We start from the raw sequence: 22356 nt of genomic DNA, 5'->3' as shown, positions 1-22356 counted from the left end.
TGAGCTGTCGGCCAAAATATAAGAAAGAAATGTGAACGTTTAACTGACCAAATTTGAATTGTTTATGTAAAAAATGCTTGTATCGAACAATTCAACAATGTTATGATGGAAGTTAGGGAATTCACAATTTTTCACTAATTATGTAGGTTATAAAGGGGATATCCGGTAGTTACCGGCTAAAAACCATCCCAATTGGTCTGTTCTGATGCTAAGATGGCCTTTTTAATGAGTTTTCAAGCCATAAAGCAGGATGTACAGTACACATGGTATCATCGATATGAATTATACAAACCAATTCTTTTCTGATCAGACATCTGTGCTTACATGCCAGAATATGTCGAAATTCCACACACAGCAACAGTCCTTTCTATCACAGTGGGGCTTACGTATTCCGGAATGAGGAAAAGGGAATAAAAGCGCGGAGGGAACCATGATGAGCAAATTTATCGTCCGCGGTGGCAAAAGGTTGACCGGAAGTGTCAAAGTTAGCGGCGCTAAAAATTCTGTTCTTCCGATCATCGCTGCCTCTCTCTTAGGGGAAGAAGGACAAAGCGTTATTATTGACGCACCTCCTCTAGACGATGTGATGACGATTAACAAAGTGTTGGAATCGCTAGGAGCGGGAGTTACATACCGGGACGAAGTGATTACCGTAAATGCGGAGAACCTTACTTCCTGTGAAGCCCCGTATGAATGGGTTAGTAAAATGCGGGCGTCTTTTCTGGTCATGGGGCCTTTGCTGACGCGTTTGGGTAAAACAAGAATCTCATTGCCTGGGGGATGTGCCATCGGTACACGACCGATTGATCAGCATCTCAAAGGGTTTGAAGCCATGGGAGCCGAGATTAGCTTGGGCCAAGGTTATATCGAAGCACGTAGCCAAGGACGGTTGCGCGGAGCGAAAATTTATCTGGATGTGGCTTCTGTAGGTGCCACTCAAAATATTATGATGGCTGCAACTTTGGCCGAAGGTGTTACGGTTCTGGAGAATGCGGCGAAAGAACCTGAGATTGTCGATCTGGCTAACTTCCTGAACGGGATGGGTGCAAAGGTTCGCGGAGCCGGTACGGGCGTTATTCGTATCGAAGGCGTTGAGAAACTGTCTGGTGTTAAGCATACGGTAATTCCAGATCGTATTGAAGCAGGAACGTATATGGCTGCCGCAGCAATCTCTGGTGGTGACGTATACGTTGAAGGTGCGATCTCTGATCACTTGGGTTCCGTTATTGCTAAACTTGAAGAAATGGGTGTAACAGTACAGCCTGACGAGAATGGCGTACGTGTTATTGCAGACCGTCCACTCAAAGCAGTGGATGTCAAAACGTTACCATACCCAGGATTCCCGACAGATATGCAATCCCAAATGATGGCTTTGTTGCTGGCATCCGAAGGAACGAGTGTTGTGACTGAAACGGTTTTTGAGAACCGCTTTATGCATGTTGATGAGTTCCAACTGATGAACGCAGAAATCAAAGTTGAAGGAAGATCCTCCATCATTACAGGCAATGCTAAGCTGAAAGGTGCTAAAGTGACAGCTACAGACCTGCGTGCAGGGGCTGCTCTGATCATTGCTGGCTTGGTCGCTGAAGGCACAACTGAGGTAGGTGGTGTACATCACATCGACCGTGGTTATGTACATTTGGCAGAAAAGTTAAATGGCCTCGGGGCAGATATCTACCGAATTTCGGTGGAAGAGCCTAAGCTGGATGCAGTTAAGGCGCCTAGCGAAAAGGTTGAGGAAGAAGTTCCTATGTTTAAAGTACAACCAACTTGGGTGTAAACCCTCGTTTATATCACATAGCGTTATTTCTGTATAGCTACCCTACTGTGGAGAATACAGGAACAAGATCAAACGTATCGTATCCGTTTGATGAAGCTGAGCCTCCGGGCTTGGCTTTTTTTGTTCTTTTTACAAGTTCAAACGATATATGAGGATGGTCTGTTAAGGACCTGATTCTATTAATACCTGATCCTAACTTTGTATAACATAACATCTAGGCTTATATCTATTTTGACCATATGAAAGAGCGGGTATTCCATACCCATTGATCGGGATGCACTGTGTAAACCGCGTAGTAGCAATGCTTTCAGGTATCTACTCATACAAAGGAAAAGGTGCTCATTAAATAGCAACGGTTCGCGTTTCTCTTAAATCCGGTTCTATCAGATCGAGTGAACTCATATCTTAAACTATGGATTTGAGAAAAACCAGCCATGACCTGGTCATCGACAACGGAGGGGTATCACGGATGAAAGAAGCTCGTGTACAACTAAAAGTACCTCTTGCCCCGCGGCCCGGAATGCAGGGATCAGAGGAGAATTTAATTCAGGATGCAGAGAAAGACAGGTTGAATCCTGAGAAGAAGAGAGGTACCCCGTTACAGATAGCGAAGGTGCAAATCGTAATGGGGAGCAAGCAAGAAACGGCACATGCTAAACGTGGGGGATTGTCTACGGAGGAACTGAAACAGGAAGCTACAGAGCATATAAATATCCCGCTTATTGAGTTGGATGCGTTTCGTAAGGTCAAACGTCGTCGTATGCGTGCATTCGGTCACCGTCACCGCTGGGGACGCCACCCAGGGCGTTGGCAGCCCGCAGTAGCGGTATCAGCACTGCTTGTTCTGGCGATATGCATTCCGGTCATCCTGGTGTGGCCGCGAGCAGGAGAACAGGTGAAATCTACGCCTGCTTCTACAGGTTTGAACGCTGGTACCGGTCTACAGTCTCCTAATCCTGTACCCGCTGTGCCTGTAAGCTATCCTGAGCCGAAGGTGCGTGTTTACTTGTCTGCTACCGGGACAACGTTGGAATTACCACTTGAGACATATGTGACGGGAGTAGTTGCTGCTGAGATGCCAGCTGAATTTGAGTTAGAAGCGTTAAAAGCACAAGCGATAGCTGCTCGCACATTTATCGTGAGAAGACTTGCTGCAAATGATACAAGTGGCGTACCTTCAGGTACAGCAGATGTCACGGATACGATTAGTCATCAGGTCTTCATTCCACCCGATCAGGTCAAGGCGGATTGGACAAGGTTAGGTAAAGCGAAGGAATGGGAAAAACTTCAGCAGGCCGTTCGTGAAAGTCGTGACGCAGTTATGACGTATCAGGGTCGTGCGATCACAGCATCCTTTTTCTCAACCAGCAATGGATATACGGAAAATGCAGAGGATGTGTGGGGCAATGTTGTTCCCTATTTGAAAAGTGTAGCTAGCCCCTGGGATAAACAGCTTGCACCAGGTTTTGAAGAAACAATTACGATGAAGCGCAGTGAAATTTTGCAGAAGATGAACCTGGATGCAATTCCGGTGTCAGCAGATAAGAACGGTTCCTGGATCAAAGTGTTATCTACGACCAAGGGGCATCGTATTAAAGAAATGCAGATTGCAGGTGAAACGTTCAGTGGGCCGGAAGTCCGCAAACGTCTCGGACTCAGATCCAGTCAGTTCAACTGGAGAACAACAGGCGATGAAGTGCAGATTACAACGTATGGTTATGGCCATGGAGTGGGTATGAGTCAATGGGGAGCAAATGGTATGGCGCAGGAGGGGCACACGGCTACCGAGATTCTGAAACATTATTATACGGGAATCTCTTTCGGACAGGCATCCAAGATGCTAGCCTCAAAGCAGGGGAAGTGAGTATAGTGAGTGGTTCTCTACCAACCTCCCGTTCCGGAGCTTTTAAGATTTGGCTATATATGAGTAAAGTGAGAGCATACGGAGAGCTCAGGGGACAGAAAAGACCTGTAGAAGTGAAGCGGAAAGCTTTTTGAAAAAAAAGCTGCATCGGAAGCATAAACTTGCCTTTACTACCGGATTTCACCTTTGAAAAAGGAGATAGAAGAAATCTGGTAGTAACCTGCGGTCGAAAGGTTTTCTGGCCCCGAAGCGGTGCACGGATGAACACTGATCTCAAACATATATAGCATTCTTTGAAAGCTGCGTGAAAATTTTTAGAGTCGCGCGTGTATAAAAGAGTTGCACCCGGTAACACTTGTTACTGAGGTGATCAAGATGAATGAAAACAACAAAAAATCAATCCAAGAAGAAACTCCTAAAACAACTCAAGGAGTACCGGCAGCTCAGCCCTCTTCATGGAGAAAAGCAATGTCCAAACGTTGGGTTTTCCCGGCAGTCTACATCGCAGCAGCAGGCATTATACTAACTCTAGTGTGGGTCTATCAGGGAACAGGCGGCAAAGCGCTGAACCCGGACTCTCCTAAAGAATCAGTAGAAACAGGCGCAGCGAGCAACGAGGGAGCCGCTACAGGTGGGGATCAGGAAAGTGTGGAAGTTGTTGCAAAGTCGGAAAATTTTGTTTGGCCAGTAGGATCTCCTTCCGAGATCTCGGTTGTGAAACCATTCTATGACAACGAGGCTTCAAGTGAAGAGCATGAAGCAGCGATGGTGCAGTACAATGACACATTTATTCCGAATACGGGTGTCGATCTGGCACGCGGTGATAACAAATCATTTGAAGTCAAAGCAGCACTCAGCGGTAAAGTTACACGTGTTGAGCAAAATCCGCTTACAGGTCAAGTGGTGGAGATTACTCACAGCGATAACCTGAAAACTGTATACCAAAGCCTTGCGGACGTCAAAGTAAAACAGGACGATGAAGTGAAGCAAGGAGATGCGATTGCATCTGCTGGTGTGAGTGAGCTTGGAAAAAACCTGGGGAATCACCTTCACTTTGAAGTTTATGAAGATGGTCAGCCTGTAAACCCGCAAGGATATCTTCCGGAAAAATAAATGATTTTTACCGCACTAACATGATGGGCAGGGGTGAATAACCTCTGCTTTTTTATGCTTTTCAGAAAATAATGGGACCTTCGAAGCTTGTCACACCTCTAAACCGCGAATATATAGGCATGCTCCTCATATAATGTACCAAACTATCCACACAGTAGGGAGGCGGGAGCGTGCACGATTACATCAAGGAACGGACCATCAAAATTGGTCGCTGCATTGTTGAGACGAGAAATACGGTCCGTACCATTGCCAAAGAATTCGGCGTGTCAAAGAGTACTGTGCATAAGGATCTGACGGAGCGTCTGCCGGAAATTAACCCTGATCTTGCTGACCAGGTGAAACACATTTTGGAATACCATAAGTCGATCCGTCATTTGCGGGGCGGTGAAGCGACCAAAATCAAGTACAAAAAAACGAGTGGAAAAAAACGTGAGGTGCTGGCTTCCGCCAAATCATAAGCAAGTTCTTTGAGAACTAGGCCAAAAAGCTCACAGCATGGATTGAATCCCTCCCCTGAAGTATGATATGTTAAAAGCTGGTACAGGATCGAATTATGACATCTTATCAGCCCGATTTTTACATATATATGTTGCACTTTGTCGAACGAGCGGTGACGTGATAAGAGACACTTTTTCACAGGATACGCTGACCAAATAATATCACTTTGGGGGCTCTTTTATGTTTAGCAAGGATATCGGTATTGATCTTGGCACGGCAAACGTGCTTATTCACGTGAAAGGAAGCGGAGTTGTTCTCAATGAACCTTCCGTCGTGACCATTGAAAGCGATACGAAGCGGGTCCTTGCTGTCGGGGAAGAGGCGCGTCGTATGGTGGGGCGTACGCCGGGTAACATTGTTGCCATTAGACCGCTGCGCGATGGCGTTATTGCGGACTTCGAAATTACGGAAGCCATGCTTAGACATTTCATTAGTCGTGTAGGGGCAAGAAGCTGGTACAGCCACCCGCGAATTTTGATTTGTGCACCAACGAATATCACTTCTGTAGAGCAGAAGGCCATCCGTGAAGCAGCGGAGCGCAGCGGTGCCAAAGAAGTATTTCTGGAAGAAGAGCCGAAAGCGGCTGCGATCGGGGCAGGTATGGATATTTTCCAACCGAGCGGCAATATGGTCGTGGATATCGGCGGCGGAACGACTGACGTTGCAGTCCTGTCTATGGGCGACGTAGTCACCGCCTCTTCTATTAAAGTTGCGGGGGACAAGTTCGACGAAGCGATTATCAAGTTTATTAAAGCAAAATACAAACTCATGATCGGAGAACGTACAGCCGAAGATATCAAAATCGCAATTGGTACCGTTAACCCTGCGGGTCTTCAAGCTGAAATGGATGTTCGCGGCCGTGATATGGTAACCGGTCTGCCGGTTACAGTTACTGTGTCAGGTAGTGAAGTGCAGGAAGCGCTATGGGATTCCGTGCAATCCATTATCGTTGCGGCCAAGTCGGTACTGGAGCGCACACCACCTGAACTGTCTGCGGACATTATTGACCGTGGTGTCGTTTTGACTGGTGGAGGTGCATTGCTGAACGGACTGGATGAACTGTTGTCCAATGAATTGCATGTTCCGGTATGGGTTGCAGAGGATCCGATGCACTGCGTTGTAAAAGGAACAGGCATTATGCTGAATAATTTGGATCAAGTAGTTAAGAAAAAATTCTAGTTTGCCGATATAAAAAGCAGGTAGGTTCACCGAAAAGGTGAACAGAACGGACAAACAGCTACCTGCGTTGCAGGGACAAGCGTTTAAGGAGAGGGGTTCATTCATGTTAAGAGGTCTGTACACCGCTGCTGCGGGAATGATTACAGAGCAACGCCGCCACGACACTGCTACACAGAATATTGTAAATATGAACACAACGGGATACAAACAGGTGAATAGCGTAAACCGCTCCTTCCCGGAAATGCTCATTACTTTAACGGGCGGGGATGCCAATCTTCCAACAAAGCGGCTGGGCAAACTCAACTCGGGCGTATTCGCTGAGGAAAGCTTATCCATGAATGTTCAAGGCGCTCTTATGGAAACGAAACGTAAAAGTGATTTTGCAATCTCATCGAATTTGAGTGTGAATGATCCGCAGACCAATCAACCCATTCGGTTTGATGCTTCCGGCAAGTTTGTACGAGCAGATGGAACGGTCACGTACCAGCCGCAAGCATACTTTACCGTTCGAGATGCACAGGGAAACACGCGTTATACACGTGATGGTCATCTGGATGTTAATGGAACAGGGCAACTTCTCAGCTCTACCGGTTCTCAGGTGCTGGACAGTAATGGGCAACCGGTTGTATTGACAGGTCCTGTGGATCAATTTAAAGTGGATGAGCAAGGCCGCTTTGTTAATGCGGTTACAGGTGTTCCAACAGGCGTTACGCTTGGAATCAGTATTATTGACCAGCCGAATCAGCTTGTTCGTCAAGGTGACGGTAATTTTAGTCTGAATGAAGATAATGGTGCAACGGCTCGGACGATGAATGCTACTGATATTGTGCAGATTCATCAAGGTTATCTGGAAGGGTCGAATGTAGACGCCTCTCAGGCTACCGTTGACATGAATGCGGCATTTCGTGCCTACGAAGCGAACCAGAAGGTCGTTCAGTTCTATGACCGCAGTTTGGAAAAGGCTGTTAACGAAGTTGGTCGTGTCTAACGCCAATTGTAATTGTAACCATATTACCGCGTAGTGATGGGCGATAAGCCCTTTGCGGAGCAAAGCAGGGGAGGTAAAATCACCGCATGAATAATTCCATGATTAGTGCCAAGGTGTCGATGACTGCGATTCAGCAACGGCTGGATGTCATTTCCGATAATATTGCCAACGTGAATACGGCAGGCTATAAAAGTAAACAGGCAAACTTTGAAGATGTACTGACTCGTATACAGCAACAAGATGACAAGTATAAGCAGGATGGGCGTTCGACACCGATGGGGTATAACCTTGGTTTTGGAGCACGTCTGGTCAATCTCACCAGAGATATGTCCCAAGGTAGCATGCAGGAGACAGGTAACCCGACAGACCTAGCTATTGAGGGCAATGCGATGTTTGCTGTTCAGGCAGATGGTCAGAAAGTATGGACACGTCAAGGTGCATTCCACTTTGTGCCCGATATGCGTCCAAAAGCGAATCCGAACGATCCTGACCTGATGGTGCTTGTCAATGGCGATGGGAATTTAGCTCTGAATCGTCAGGGAGAGCCCGTTACTGCTCCGAAAGACAGCACAGTTGCTTTTGATGAGAAAGGTAATCTGCTCGTGCGTCAGGGCAACGGCAACGCCGTAATCAGGGGACAGCTACAGATGGTGGATATTGAGCGTCCTGAAGGACTTGTGCAATTAGCGGACAACCTCTTTGGATTGGGTGCTGGGTTAACCGAGAATGACGTATTCGGGGCTAATGCAGCAACACGTGTACCTCAGGCATCGATCCGCACTGGTTTCCTTGAGCAATCCAACGTAGATATGACACAGGAGATGGCGTTGCTCATGCAAGGTCAGCGGACTTATCAACTGGCGGCACGGGCGCTCACGTCTAGTGATTCCATGGCGGGTCTTGCCAATAATATGAGAGCATAAAGGTGAATGGGATGACAGAAACACAGCAGCAGAACAGCAAGCCGGAGCAGAAGGAAGTCAAGAAGAAAAAGAAGAGTTGGTGGCGCATCGCAAGATGGTTTCTGATTCCGATTTTGCTTGTTCTTGCCCTCGCTGGCGGAATGGTCGCTGGGTATGTGGTACTGGGCAAACAGGATATCGGTTCCGTATGGCAATGGAGTACCTGGAAACATGTTTATGATCTGGTGTTTGCTCCATAAGATAACGAGTTCAGCGAAAACTCCTGCGCAGGCAGGAGTTTTCTTTTTGGTGTTGAAAACAGTATAATGATGGATGACGTTTAACGTCAGAAGAGGCCTCCCCTGCGAAAGACATTGCTTGTCATCGCGAAGAGAGACCCCTTATCTCAACCTTCACTACTGCAGTCATGAAGGATATTACTAGTGTTAACCCTAAAACAACATTTCATACAACATTAAAAATGAAACTCATTTTATATGAGGATCGACTTGATCATGCTCGTTTAATGTTTTCCGCACTACAGTAAGTGGAGGGAAGAGAATTGTTCAAAAGAAGCAAAGCGTTCGCGTTTGTCCCAGAATTTTACCCATTAATAATGGGATCAAAAAAATTCAGGGACAATGGCGGTCATAGAACGATCTCTTTCCGAAACGACGCTATTGCGCCGGCATTATTTGCATGATGGAGAGCCTTCGTATAAACACCCCGAGAGGAGATTAAATTGTGTTAGATATCAAACAAATTCAATCCATTATCCCACATCGCCCGCCGTTTCTGTTGGTGGACAGAATTTTAGAGATGGAGGATGGCAAACGTGCTGTCGGTTTAAAAAACGTAACGATTAATGAACCGTTCTTCATTGGACATTTCCCTGAGTATCCAGTAATGCCAGGCGTATTGATCACAGAAGCGTTGGCTCAGGTTGGCGCGGCAGCTATGCTGAATTTAGAAGCAAACAAAGGCAAAATTGGTTTCTTGGCAGGACTCGACAATTTCCGGTTCCGTGGCCAAGTGGTGCCTGGGGATACGTTGATTCTGGAAGTGGAAATTACACGTCTTAAAGGCTCGATTGGTAAAGGTCAAGCTACTGCCCGCGTGGATGACAAAATTGTCGCTGAAGGCGAAATCATGTTTGCACTGTCAGACCCAAGCTGATTACATAGGCATGTATATATCATGCAAATAAGTTGTACTAATTCTTTACACTTAAACGGAGAGGACAGAGAAAACCTGAAAAAGCGAAGCGTTCGCCTTTATCACCGGATTTTTGCCTTTTAGAAAAGGGAATACAAAAAATCTGGGGATAACAGCGATTGGAAGGTTGCTCTGTCATTGGAGTGGACGTGTAAATATCTTTAGTCCAACTTATGACTACGCTGAACAGCTACGTGCATAAATAGAATTTTTATATAGACGGAAGGGGCTTATTGGATATGGAACAGTTAAGCGCAGCAGCAGCCGAGACGTTACAACAATGGTTGGAGGATGCTTCTATTGATGAAGCAACGAAACAGGAGCTTCGTGATCTGAAGGATCAACCCAAAGAGCTGGAGGAGCGTTTTTACAGAAATCTGGAGTTTGGTACAGGTGGATTGCGCGGTGTTATTGGTGCCGGTAGCAACCGGATGAACAAATATACAGTCGGTCGTGCTACTCAAGGCTTTGCCCGTTATTTGCTGGAGCAGCATGGGGACAAGGAAGGCAAACCTTCGGTTGTCATCGCACATGACTCCCGTCACTTCTCACCTGAATTCTCGCTGGATGCGGCGCTGGTACTGGCGGCTAATGGTATCGTAGCTAAGCTGTATCCTTCCCTGCGTTCTACACCACAGTTGTCTTTCAGTGTGCGTCACCTGCAAGCTACAGGTGGTATCGTTGTAACAGCAAGCCATAACCCGCCAGAATACAACGGATACAAAGTGTACAACCATGAAGGCGGACAATTGGTGCCGCATGAAGCAGAGCAAGTCATTCAATACATTCAAGAGGTGCCTTCTCTTGCAGATGTGAAAAAAATGACACGCGAAGAAGCCGAAGCACAAGGTTTGCTGGTTTGGCTTGGTGAAGAAGACGATCAGGCATTCGTAGACACCGTGGCAAGCCGCAGTCTAAGCCGTGAGCTGATTCAATCCGGCATCGGCCGTGATTTCAAAATCGTATATACACCGTTACACGGTACAGGCAATCTTCCGGTTCGCCGCGTACTGGAGCAGATCGGATTCGAACAGTTGTATATTGTCGCTGAACAAGAGCAGCCGGATGCTGAATTTTCCACAGTGAAGTCCCCTAACCCGGAAGAGCGCGAAGCGTTCACACTGGCAATGAAGCTGGGCGAATCCGTAGGCGCAGACATTCTGATCGGTACAGATCCGGATGCAGACCGTATGGGTGCTGTCGTAAAAGACAAGGATGGCAAATATTTCGTCTTGTCCGGTAACCAATCAGGTGCCATCATGGTACATTATCTGCTCAGTCGTCTCCAAGAGACAGGCGCTCTGCCAAGCAACGGTGCAGTAATCAAAACGATTGTAACGAGTGAGATGGGTGCAGTTATCGCTCAGCATTACGGTGCAGAAGTGATGAACACCCTGACAGGCTTTAAATATATCGGTGAAAAAATGAACCAGTTCGAAGCAACCGGAAGTCACACCTTCCTCTTCGGATATGAAGAGAGTTATGGCTACCTCTCCGGCAACTATGCCCGTGACAAGGATGCTGTCCTTGCCTCGATGTTGATTGCCGAAGCGGCTGCTTACTATAAGAGTCAAGGTAAAACACTCTACGATGTGTTGCAGGAGCTGTACAACCAGTTTGGATTCTTCCTCGAAAAACTGGAGTCCCGCACGCTGAAAGGCAAAGACGGAGTCGCACAGATTCAGGCGAAAATGACTGACTGGCGTTCTAATCCACCGAAGGAAGTTGCGGGCATCGCTGTGCAGGATGTGCTGGACTACTCTCTGGGTCTGGACGGCCTGCCGAAGGAAAACGTGCTGAAATTTATTTTGGCAGACGGATCATGGTTCTGCCTGCGTCCTTCCGGTACAGAGCCGAAGATCAAAGTGTACTTCGCTGTGCGCGGTGAGAGCTTGCAAGATGCAGAGAGCCAGATCGAACGTCTGGTTTCGGAAGTTATGTCGCGTGTAGACGCGCAATAAAACAAATGGTACTGTAGGAAAAAGATGCAGAAGGCCTCTCCGCACCGTAAGGTTGGTTGGCGGAGGGGTTTTTCTTTGAAATAAAATGGATCGTGTGCTGGCATATTAGAGAGTGTGTTAACACATGCTGAACGTAAGAATTATAAGAGCAGAACGGGCATTTGGTTCCAACAACTGAGGAGGTACACGTAGTGCGTCAAAAATGGCTTTATTGGAATAACGCTTCCCGGAAGTGGTTGTGGCTCATCGTTATTATTGGCTTGGTGGCATCCATACCGGTCATCCGTGATCGGGTGCAGACAGAATCTTCTACGAACAAAGTAGAACTGGTCTTCAACTACCGAGGACTCTTGGATATTTCCGCGTATCAGGCTCACCCGCAAGATTTCATTGATCAACAAATGACACGTCTGAAAGACGCTGGTGTGACAACGATGGCTGTGTTTGAGAGTACGCTGGACGAACTCAAAAAAACACGCCGCTTGATGGTTTACTCCGGTCAGGATCTTGCGAATATGACCAAAGAAGTGATTTCTTCCAATGCGAACTATACCTATGTATTGTTCACATCTGAAGAGAATGCAAAGACCTACACCCCTATTATTGAACAAACGTTCGCTGAGCGTCAGATCCCGGTCCAACCTTGGGAGTATGAAGGTCGCAGCGGCTTAATATTGCAGACACCTCCGGAGAATGCCAACATGCAGCCAATGCAGCCTGACCCGGTTGCGGTGAAAATGCTGCGTGATAAAGGTTTTCATATTTTACCCCGTATCTCCGACACGGTACCTTACAACCAACAATCCATGGAACGTTTGCTAACCTTCTTTGAAGCGAATGGCGTAACACGTATCCTGTTTGATGGGGATGCAGTGAAAGGGTACAATGATAATGCAGAGATGAAAAGTCTGGATCAGTTTGCCCAGCTCCTGAACAAACATCATATTGGTCTGGCGGCGATTGAAAATCTGAAGAAGCCACAGGCAGGATTCCAGACGCTGGCTTACAAAATTGATTACAACGTCACTCGTCTCTACTCACTAAGCGATTCCGATGCGAATCTGAAGGAAGATACCATTGCCGACCGTTTTGTACTGGCAACCAAAGACCGTAATATTCGCATGATTTATATGAACGCTTCACCGAGCCGGAATACGGCCAAAGCTGAGATCACCGACCCGATCGAAAATCTGATCAAAAGTTTGGGTGAGCCAGGACATGCCGTTGAACGTATGGCCAAACACGGCTTTGAGCTCGGACAAGCTGAAGCATTTACTGTGAAAGATTCGTCTATTCAACGGTATGCGAAGCTGATCGCTCTTATCGGAGCAATTGCTTTGATCACACTGATGGTTTCATATTTTGCACCTGTATTCACCATTGCAGTGTTCCTGCTTGGACTAGTAGGAAGCGCGGGTCTGTTCCTGTTGAAACCTACATTGCTGGAGCAAGGAATCGCTTTGCTGGCGGCCATTTCCGCACCAACCATTGCAATGGTACTGGCGGTTCGTACAGTGAATGCAACACAACTGCGTCAACCGGATGCCACTGCGGGTCGTCGTTTGGCACAGACCCTTGTTTTATATGTAAGAACATCGATCATTTCGTTCGTAGCTGTACCGTTTGTGATCGCATTATTGAATAGCATTACGTACAGCCTGGTTATTAACCAGTTCCGTGGAGTCAGCTTGTTGCACTTCGCTCCGATTGGTCTGGTTGCGATCTATATTATATTCTATCGTGGTTCCGGTTCAATCTCTGTGAAACAAGTGAAAGACATGCTTCGTATGCCGATCAACATTTTGATGGTTGTACTGGCGCTTGTTGCTGCTGCTGTTGGATATTATTATTTGAGCCGTACAGGTAACGCTGGTTCCGTTACACCATTTGAGATGTTCCTGCGTACCACGCTGGAAGATACGTTTGGCGTGCGGCCTAGATTCAAAGAATTTGTACTGGGACACCCGCTGTTTATCGTTGGCGTGTTCGCCGCTTTAAAATACCGTAAAGTGATTTTTGCGCTAATCATCGCCACGATGGGTCAATTGTCTATGGTTGATACGTTTGCGCATATTCATACACCAGCTGTACTGTCACTGATTCGTGGGGTGATGGGACTCGGCCTTGGCTTGATCTTTGGTATCATTGCTGTGGGTGTGTGGCAAGTCGCGGAAGGATGTTGGAAAAAATGGTCACCACTTCTAAAAAGTTAGTCATTTCAGGATACTATGGATTTAACAACAGCGGAGATGAAGCTGTACTGAAATCCATTCTAACTGCCCTCCAAGAAGAGAGCCAGCGGTCCAATGTTACCATTGAACCGATTGTGCTCTCCATTAATCCGGAGTGGACAACCTCGATGTATGGCGTTCGTGCTGTACATCGCATGAAGCTGAAGGAAGTTCGTGAGGCACTGAAGGAAAGTGACGGACTTATCAGTGGCGGCGGAAGTCTGCTGCAGGATGCAACTGGATTGAAGTCCATTCCTTATTATTTGGGTGTGATCAAGCTGGCTCAGTGGTTGAAAAAACCTACATTTATCTATGCGCAGGGTATTGGCCCTGTTCACCGTAAAATCTTTAACCCGATGATCAAATCGGTATTTAAATCCTGTACCTATGTATCGGTTCGAGACGAGCAATCCGCAGACTATCTGCGTCGTCTTGGACTGAAGTGGAATCAGATTCATGTCGTGCCTGACCCAGTGATGGGTTTACCTTTACCGGAGACAGCATCACCAGTCCGGGATGAAGTTGACCCTTCCACTGCTGGGGAACCACCAACTCATGCCAAACTACCGGTGATCGGAGTGTCTGTTCGGTTCTGGGAATCGGATCGTAAGGAATTGACGGCTATTGCGGCTGGATTGAAGAAGCTGGCTACGAAAAAGGCTGTCCATCTGCGCTTTATGCCGTTTCATCTGCCCGATGATGTGCAGGCATCCCGTTTCATTATGGAAATGATTGATGATGTGACAAGCAAAGGTAGTGAAATTAGTATTACGGACGATCTTACTGATCCTCAACAAATGCTGGAGGAAGTCAGTCGCTGTGATCTGATGATCGGCATGCGTCTGCATAGTTTAATCTACGCAGCTTCACAGTATGTCCCACCTGTTGGTATCTCGTATGATCCCAAAATCGATCAGTTCCTGCTTCGACTGGAAAGTGAGCCTGCAGGCAATACCAGTTCACTGGATGGGGATAAATTTGCAGAAACGGTTGCTGGATTGCTGGAACATCGTTCACAATGGTTGAAGCAACATGAAGATCGTATTACTGCATTGAAGCAGGAAGCCGTAGAGCCTGCCAAGCAAATTATTACCTATTTAGGCCGCAAAGGATGAGATAACAATGAGTCAGACCGGATCTATTCCTACCGTTTCCATCTATGGTATCCCCTTTTCCAAACTAACGATGAAAGAAACGGTACAGGTGCTTGAAGAAGCCGTGTTGTCGAAACAGCCGCATCAGGTTATCACTGCCAATCCAATTATGGTTATGGCTGCGCTAGAAAATCCCGCAATTATGAAGGTGATGAAGGATGCGGAGATGATTGTTCCGGACGGAACCGGCGTAGTATGGGCTGCAGGCTACTGCGGGGATCCTGTAGCAGAACGAGTGCCCGGCTTTGAACTTTTACATGAATTGTTGCGGGTTGGAGAAAACTATCGGTGGGGCGTGTATTTGCTTGGTTCGACTCCTGAAGTGATTCAAGAAACGGCAGTTCGGTTACAACAGCAGTATCCGGCTATTCGTATTGTCGGTTATCGCGACGGTTTCTTCGGTTCGGCTGAGGATGAGCAGGTTATAGCTGCGATACAGCAGGCTGCACCTGATCTGTTATTTGTCGCTCGCGGTGCGGATACCCAAGAACCCTGGATTCACAAGCATAAGCATGCGTTGCAAGTTCCTGTCATGATGGGGGTTGGCGGTAGCTTTGATGTGATCTCTGGCAAAAGCAAACGGGCACCTAAACTGTTCCAAAAGTTAAGACTGGAATGGTTCTATCGTCTGCTTCGTGAACCTAGCCGGGCTGGACGGATGCTTGCGCTCCCGAAATTCGCATTGAAAGTGATGCGGGACAAAGAAAACGTGACAAAAGTCCGTTAAAAACAGGTAATTACGAGATAAATGCTTGTTTTTGCTAGAAATTGAGGATAGCTTTTCAGAAATGATCAGCGTATAATTCATTCCGGCACATACGTGTGTCACTCGAATGAAAACATTCTTTGATTGCATTAGGCACTCCCGCTAAAGGAGCTGTTACACTTCATTACTACGATTGCAAGAGAACCTTCGATCGCCCTTATCCCCAAATTTCTATTTATCCTTGTTCAAGGATGAAATTCGGTGATAAAAGCGAACGCTTCGCTTCTACAGGTTTTCCCTTGCACTCTTCGTACCGTGTAACTGTTGCCTCAGAATCAACAATAAATTTTCATGCAAAGTGAAAAACAATGTTTCTTTATATATAGAAAAAGAGAACAGGGGATTTATAATTTTTCTGAAGGTATTATAATTGGGGGTCGAATGTTCAAATGGTAGCGATCTTTATCATTGGATTTCTGGTGTCAATGGGACTTGCTTTAGCTCTTACACCACTTGTTAAAAAGTTCGCAGTCCGCATCGGTGCAATGGATACACCAAATGCGCGTAAAGTGCATACACGTATTATGCCGCGTCTCGGTGGATTGGGTATTTTTCTGGCATTTATTATTACGGTGGCTGCCCTGCTTCCGTTTGTCTCTGCCTGGTTTACAACTCGCGATATGAGTTTTGTCAGTGCATTTCTGGTTGGGGGCTCCATCATTGTGTTGATTGGTGCACTTGATGACCGTTTTGAATTGTCTGCCAAAGTGAAACTGCTTGGACAGATCGTGGCTGCTTCCGTCGTTGTATTTGGATTTAACATCCGCGTAGACTTCGTGAACATTCCGTTTCAGGATGCGTATTCTTCACTTGAAACGTGGGTGTCCATTCCGCTGACGATTCTGTGGATTGTTGGTGTAACCAACGCGATTAATCTGATCGACGGACTGGATGGTCTGGCAGCCGGTGTATCGGGTATTGCTATTGGAACCATTGCAGTGATGTCTTTCCTGATGGGTAATACGATGATTGCTCTGATGTGTCTGGTATTGCTCGGTAGCATTATCGGGTTCTTGTTCTTTAACTTCCACCCAGCGAAAATATTCATGGGAGATACCGGTTCACTATTCCTTGGTTTCTCCCTGGCGATGCTTTCGATGCTCGGATTTAAACAGATTGCAGTCGTGTCCTTTATTACACCGCTGATTATTATCGGTGTACCGCTCTCGGATACATTGTTCGCAATTATTCGCCGCGCGGTGCAACGGAAACCGATCTTCTCACCGGATAAAGGTCACCTGCATCATTGCTTGCGTGAACTTGGATTCAGCCATCGTCAGACCGTACTGATTATCTATGGTATTGCCGCGTTCTTCGGTGTGCTGGCTATTATCCAGTCTTCGGCTGCAATGTTTGAAGCCAACTGGGTAACCTTTGTTGTGATCTGTATCATGATGTTCTTCCTGCAAGTTGGGGCAGAAGTCATTGGACTTGTAAGTAAAACGAGAAAACCAGTGATTAACTTCCTGATGCGTATGCGCGTGAAGCTTAATCCACAGACCCGTTCGAAATCCTAAAAAATTATTTCGTTTCCTGCTATCGTTCAATATTCTAATATTAGACCCGTGCCTTATCCCGATTGGGATAAGGTTTTTTGTTTTTTTTGAGATTTTTACTAAATAATTGGAACCTTTTTGCCGATAAATACTGGTAACTGACTTAAAAAGAGGAGAGATGATACGTAATGCAACAAAAGAAACGGCCGTTGATTTGGATCATGTTGGTCACCATGGTGCTCTCGTTGTTCCCACAAGGTCTATTCGGTGGGTCCGTTGCTTCGGCTGCCAACGCACTGACTACCTACTTTACACCAGATAATACCGCCATTAGTCAAACGGCGGATTTGAACATTGAAGACTCAGCAAATGCTAGATTTTTGACTCGGGATCGAGCTTATCAGACGACTCAGGGGACAATTACAATAACAGGTGCATACGCTTTTGTATCCAAAGATACGATGCGTGTCAAAGTCGAACAGCTTAACTCGGTTAGTGCACCGAGCAACAAAACGAAATGGGAGCCTGATGCTACCCGTTCCAATACCACTGCAGTAACTGCGAGTACGAGCGGTAATAACAACTTTACGGCAAACAACATCACCTTGTTTCCGGGTTTTAACCGGATTACCTTCACAGGAACTCAAGGATCAGTAGAACGTTCAGATACGTTTTATGTACTGTATGATCAGGTTCCATTTATCCAGGATTTTAAAATCTTTACGGACCCAAGTACAGGTTCCAATACATCCTATGGTTTGAATGAAGGTGCGCAGACAGTCGTCAATACACAGTTTGTGTCTGTTCAAGGTAAAGTGCAAAATGCAATTAAAGTAACTGTTTCATTGAATGGCGGAGAAGAACTCGATTCGTCTTTGCTTCAAAACGGAACATTTTTCACGCCACAGTTAAAACTGACTGCTGGTTTGAATAATCTGAAATTTAGAATTGCCAACGGTTCGGATTCTATCCTTACCGAACGTGCAGTTTATTACTACGACAAGGATCAGCCATTCTCTACGCTCAACGTTTCATTAACGAGCGGTGGAACTACAGATACGAAATCGCTACTGAACAATATCCCGACATTCTCGAATGCAGCTACCGAAGCCAAGCTTGAAGTTCAGATGGTGCTTCCTTATATCGCAAGCAATAGCTCATTTAAGGATTCAGGATCATTCACAGTCAATGGAACAACGATGACGTTCAGCAACGCAACGGAAACCATTATTCCTGGTCCGGATGGGTCAACGCCTGAATACCGAATCGTTACATTCACAACCGATAATGCGTATCCGTTACAAACATCAACTACAACACCAGCTGAAATTTTGAAGAATCAAACGGTTAACGCCGTTGTAGGGCATGGAACATTTAGCTCTGGATATCAAGGGAAGTTTACTTATGCTCCAGGTGTTAAAGCTATTACCAATATGTACTATCTTCCAGATTATAGTGGTGGTGCAGTAAGCAATAAAGTACCACTGGACAATGCACAGATTGCTACAGCAGATTTTTATATTATGGTGGAGTCTAGCCAAGCTATTGCAGGCGAAATCGTAAAAGGTGAATACCTCCCAACCGGAACAACCAAGTTGACGATTGAGGGAGCACCAACGGGAACGAATGCGCCTACCGGTCTTTCAAATAATCAAGCGGTCTACTTGGTAAAAAATGTGGCCAATGGCACGCAGAAAATTCGTTTCTATTATGGAAATCCTGATCCACATTACGATGTTACCGTATCGTATGCTGCCAAAAGCTATATTTACGTAGCCAACTTGTATGATGGACAGAACTATACATTCAATTCAAAAACGACCCAGTCCTTAACGGTCAATGGTGAGTTCGTTGGATTCAGTACACTTGTATCTCCTCCATTCACAAGTCAACTATTTGTGAATGGTGTAGCCAGAACTCCTGCTGGTTTCCCGGGCACTAACGGTAAGTTTTCCTTCCCGTTGACTATTGGGGGGACGGGAGAACTTGTATATGGGGAGAATACCATCACCATTACAGGCACGGATAAAGACGGTGCAGGTAAGACTAAGGTCATTGAGAAAAAAATCAGAATTTACATTTCAGACAGCAATGTGTCCAATATTGATAAATTCATGCCGGTCCCTGTTCCAACGGATGGTCGTGTGGAATTCAGCAAGGCAGATGTTAGTGTATACACCCCTGAAGAGATGGTCAATATCTTCAAAGTAACGCCGGACTTCATTATTCGTGATGGAAAGTATGTAACGAGTAAGGATAGATATGACCTGGTGTTTAAGGGCGGCGGTGCCACTATTGCAAATCTGTACTCTGGTTCCAAGCTGATCTATAGCTATCCGATTCCAGCAACGGATACAGGAGATCCAAACAAGGCAACTCAAGATGGTCATATTGCTGACTTTGCCGGGAATCAGGATGAATTCATGATTCGGATCCGGAACTATATCTTTGATGCACCAGGTAGCCATGTGTACACATTAGAGCTGATCAACAGCACGGGAGCCAGAACGACACAACGGTTGGAGATCTTAAGAGAACCATCTTCTTATCGTATCCTGTCTCCTGTAGCGACAGTAGGACAACAGATTGTCGTTAACAAAAACTATGTACATTTTGATATTGAAGCTGAAGGTGCAACGCAGGTATTGATTGGTAAGGAAGCGGCTGTTAAACGTCCGGATATGGATAACCGTTTTGTCCTGGATTATGTAGGATTGTCTCCGGATAAAAACAATGCGATCAAAATCCAGATTACGCGAGAAGGCGGCAAGATTAACGATACGGTTAACGTGTTCTATACAAGCACCGTTGGAGTAGATGCACAGTATATGGCTCCGAAAGTGGCTAACAAGTATTCTGCATTTAATAAGAAGCTGGAATTGTCGTTCCCGAAAGGAACCATTCTGCAATCCGCTTCCAAATCAAGCAGTGGTGTAATCAAGTTCTACCCGGACAATAAAATTCTGTTTGGTATTGCTGATCCGAAGGACGGCGTACTGGAACGAAAAAATGATTACGGCTTTAATATTGGACAGGCAGATCCACGCAGTACGGGAGGTTTGTCACCAATCACAGTTCCGACGATTTTGACAGAGATGTTTAACTCCAACCTGACGACAAGCAACTTTGTCCCAGTATCCGATACGTACTGGATTAACGGTGGAATTGGTGAACTTGGAGATAAAGGGACAAGCGGATATAAGCCAGGAACAAATGGGGTAACACCATACTCTCTAGAAGGAAGTTTTACACAATTCCCGACAGAACGGATATTGGTACCCTCTAACCGAGGTACATTGACTCTTGCTTACGATCCTTCAATTGTAGATGAAGTAGGTTCGACCATTAGCGTATTCCGTTACTCCGATAAGAGCAACATCGGACAGTGGGAACCGATTGGTGGAGCTGTGGATACCAAGAAACATACCGTTACCGTTTCTTTCGACGAGTTTGGTTATTACAAAGTAATGAAGCAAAGTAAGAGCTACCCGGATATTACGAACCACCCGTGGGCAAGAAATATTTTAAATGCTCTGTATTCCAAAGGCATCATGAACAATTTGCGCTTTAATGCATTCGGTGCAGATGATCAGACGACACGTGGGGAGTTTGCTACCCTGTTGGTCAAAGGTTTGGATATTCCATTGAAGTATTCGAATATACAGACCTTCTCAGACGTTTCGCCAACAACCAGAAGTGATACGTGGGATTATGCTTCTATTGAGACAGCAGCCAAAGCAGGGATCATTACAGGACTCAGTGATGGATTCTTTGGTGTGGAAGATCCAATTACACGTGAGCAAGCGGCAGTAATGATCGCACGAGCGATGAGCATGAAGCTTGCTGCGAATGATAGTAAGCTCGCGGGGACATTGTCTAAATCCTTCCAGGATTCTAATCAGATTGAGTACTATGCTCGTCCTTCGGTGCAGGCTGTATCCAAGGCGAAAATCATGGAAGGTAGCCCCGTGCAGGGCAATGCCAAATCATTCCTCTTCAATCCGAAAGGTAACCTGACTCGTGCTGAAGCAGGTAAAATTGCTGTAGAATTGTTCAAGAAAGGTACCAAACTTTTCCCTAAAACGCTAAGCTAATTTATCCGATATGGAAATGTTTTAGGAAGAACCTGTCCCTTTAACAAGAAGGGGCAGGTTCTTTTTATGGGTAAATATAAGATTGTATAGAATGCATTTATAATAGAAGGAAACAGTTTTTTACCAATAACTATTTTTGTAATTTGCTAGAGATTAAGATACAATAGCGGTAAATACACAATGATCTAGAGGGTGAAGTTAGCTTATGAAACCGATTTATTCTAAGGCCCAACTGGGCTACATGAAAGCAAAGACACAGTTTGAGAAGCAAGCAGTCTTTCTGGAGAAAAAACTGGAAGATACACGTAAGACACAGGAGATTTCTCAGGAAGTGATGGAAGGGCTTGTTCAGACGACCGGCTTCCATGATGCGTATAATAATCTGGTTCTAGCGGAAAACGAACTGATCGAATGGTCTCATACCACAATGAAACATGAGAAGACGTATCGTGAGAACCGTATCGCGATTGATGACATGTATTTGAAACTTAATAGTGATCCAAAGATGCGTGCACAGATTATTGATTTAGCAATGAAAATTCGATAATTTACAAAATTGACACATGAAAGAGGGCCAATGGGCTCTCTTTTTTTATTTTGAATATTGTGGAATTTGTCGCTTCATTGTCATAAACAGCGGGTATAAATAAACGTCCGTCTCATTTCTGAAAACTTCATGTCGCAGATATTAAACCAGCAAAGTGGCGCTGTGACTGGTTTTGAACATGCTAGAAACCTGCGCTGCATCAACACATAAATAAATTCAAAACTTTTTTTGTAGAAAGCGCAACTTTTCCAAATCTACTGCGTTTAAGATGTAGAGTCAAAAACATTGGGGAACTTACCAAGAATGACCTCGTGAAGAATCTTGTCTATTTATTAGAAAAAATTGCTTTACGGCACGAGAGACCCATTGTATAATACGTAAGGTAGGATTAGGAAACTACTCTATTTACGTGCGATTCTATCATTATTCTAGGTAACAAGTTTCTGTGATATGCTCACAGACATCATTTATATTAACTTGCTCATGACTCTGGAAAGGGGGTGCGACAATAGAATGAGGAACACGAGCGACCCTATTAAAGAAAATTCCAATGTTATGAACACCCAAG

16 protein-coding genes are annotated in these 22356 nt (G+C 45.6%); all 16 read left to right on the top strand.

Annotated features, from left to right (window positions below; all coding sequences use genetic code 11):
- Positions 1-433 precede the first annotated feature (433 nt).
- The 16 genes from murA (at position 434) to MHI38_RS13200 (ending at position 21788) form a co-directional block, all read left to right on the top strand.
- Complete coding sequence (gene murA / locus MHI38_RS13275; protein ID WP_090922882.1) at positions 434-1780, top strand: UDP-N-acetylglucosamine 1-carboxyvinyltransferase; 1347 nt, start codon at positions 434-436, stop codon at positions 1778-1780.
- A 469-nt stretch (positions 1781-2249) separates the two neighbouring features.
- Positions 2250-3644: a stage II sporulation protein D gene (gene spoIID, locus MHI38_RS13270; protein ID WP_341181299.1), complete on the top strand. Its 1395-nt coding sequence runs from the start codon at positions 2250-2252 to the stop codon at positions 3642-3644.
- Positions 3645-4019: 375 nt separating this feature from the next.
- A complete protein-coding gene (locus MHI38_RS13265) occupies positions 4020-4757 on the top strand; it encodes a M23 family metallopeptidase (protein ID WP_154891319.1) in 738 nt (245 codons plus the stop codon).
- A gap of 170 nt (positions 4758-4927) precedes the next feature.
- Positions 4928-5215, top strand: a complete 288-nt coding sequence (gene spoIIID, locus MHI38_RS13260) for a sporulation transcriptional regulator SpoIIID (protein WP_024632710.1) — start codon at positions 4928-4930, stop codon at positions 5213-5215.
- Between the two features lie 220 nt (positions 5216-5435).
- Positions 5436-6434, top strand: coding sequence for a rod shape-determining protein (locus MHI38_RS13255; RefSeq protein WP_090922887.1), 999 nt, complete (start codon positions 5436-5438; stop codon positions 6432-6434).
- Positions 6435-6537: 103 nt separating this feature from the next.
- A complete protein-coding gene (locus tag MHI38_RS13250) occupies positions 6538-7422 on the top strand; it encodes a flagellar hook-basal body protein (protein WP_341181298.1) in 885 nt (294 codons plus the stop codon).
- A gap of 86 nt (positions 7423-7508) precedes the next feature.
- Entirely contained in the window at positions 7509-8345 is an 837-nt protein-coding gene (locus tag MHI38_RS13245) for a flagellar hook-basal body protein (protein ID WP_154891317.1), read from the top strand.
- A gap of 11 nt (positions 8346-8356) precedes the next feature.
- Entirely contained in the window at positions 8357-8584 is a 228-nt protein-coding gene (locus tag MHI38_RS13240; protein WP_221791282.1) for a DNA-directed RNA polymerase subunit beta, read from the top strand.
- Positions 8585-9068: 484 nt separating this feature from the next.
- Complete coding sequence (gene fabZ / locus MHI38_RS13235) at positions 9069-9500, top strand: 3-hydroxyacyl-ACP dehydratase FabZ (RefSeq protein WP_090922893.1); 432 nt, start codon at positions 9069-9071, stop codon at positions 9498-9500.
- Between the two features lie 278 nt (positions 9501-9778).
- Positions 9779-11500: a phospho-sugar mutase gene (locus MHI38_RS13230; RefSeq protein ID WP_253499739.1), complete on the top strand. Its 1722-nt coding sequence runs from the start codon at positions 9779-9781 to the stop codon at positions 11498-11500.
- A 191-nt stretch (positions 11501-11691) separates the two neighbouring features.
- Complete coding sequence (locus MHI38_RS13225) at positions 11692-13713, top strand: DUF5693 family protein (protein ID WP_154891315.1); 2022 nt, start codon at positions 11692-11694, stop codon at positions 13711-13713.
- Complete coding sequence (gene csaB / locus MHI38_RS13220) at positions 13689-14846, top strand: polysaccharide pyruvyl transferase CsaB (RefSeq protein WP_154891314.1); 1158 nt, start codon at positions 13689-13691, stop codon at positions 14844-14846. Before MHI38_RS13225 ends, csaB begins: the two co-directional genes overlap by 25 nt.
- Positions 14847-14853: 7 nt before the next feature.
- Entirely contained in the window at positions 14854-15612 is a 759-nt protein-coding gene (locus tag MHI38_RS13215; protein ID WP_154891313.1) for a WecB/TagA/CpsF family glycosyltransferase, read from the top strand.
- A 428-nt stretch (positions 15613-16040) separates the two neighbouring features.
- Positions 16041-17168, top strand: a complete 1128-nt coding sequence (locus tag MHI38_RS13210) for a glycosyltransferase family 4 protein (protein WP_090922903.1) — start codon at positions 16041-16043, stop codon at positions 17166-17168.
- 167 nt (positions 17169-17335) lie between these two features.
- Positions 17336-21241: an S-layer homology domain-containing protein gene (locus tag MHI38_RS13205; RefSeq protein ID WP_341181297.1), complete on the top strand. Its 3906-nt coding sequence runs from the start codon at positions 17336-17338 to the stop codon at positions 21239-21241.
- A 205-nt stretch (positions 21242-21446) separates the two neighbouring features.
- Positions 21447-21788 (top strand): hypothetical protein, encoded by a 342-nt coding sequence (locus MHI38_RS13200; RefSeq protein WP_090922908.1) that lies wholly within the window; start codon positions 21447-21449, stop codon positions 21786-21788.
- The last annotated feature ends 568 nt before the right edge of the window (positions 21789-22356 follow it).

The organism is Paenibacillus sp. FSL K6-1558 (assembly GCF_038002565.1).
In the GTDB taxonomy this organism is placed as follows: domain Bacteria; phylum Bacillota; class Bacilli; order Paenibacillales; family Paenibacillaceae; genus Paenibacillus; species Paenibacillus polysaccharolyticus.
Note: the sequence above shows the minus strand (reverse complement) of the source record. Positions and strands in the feature narration are given on the sequence as shown.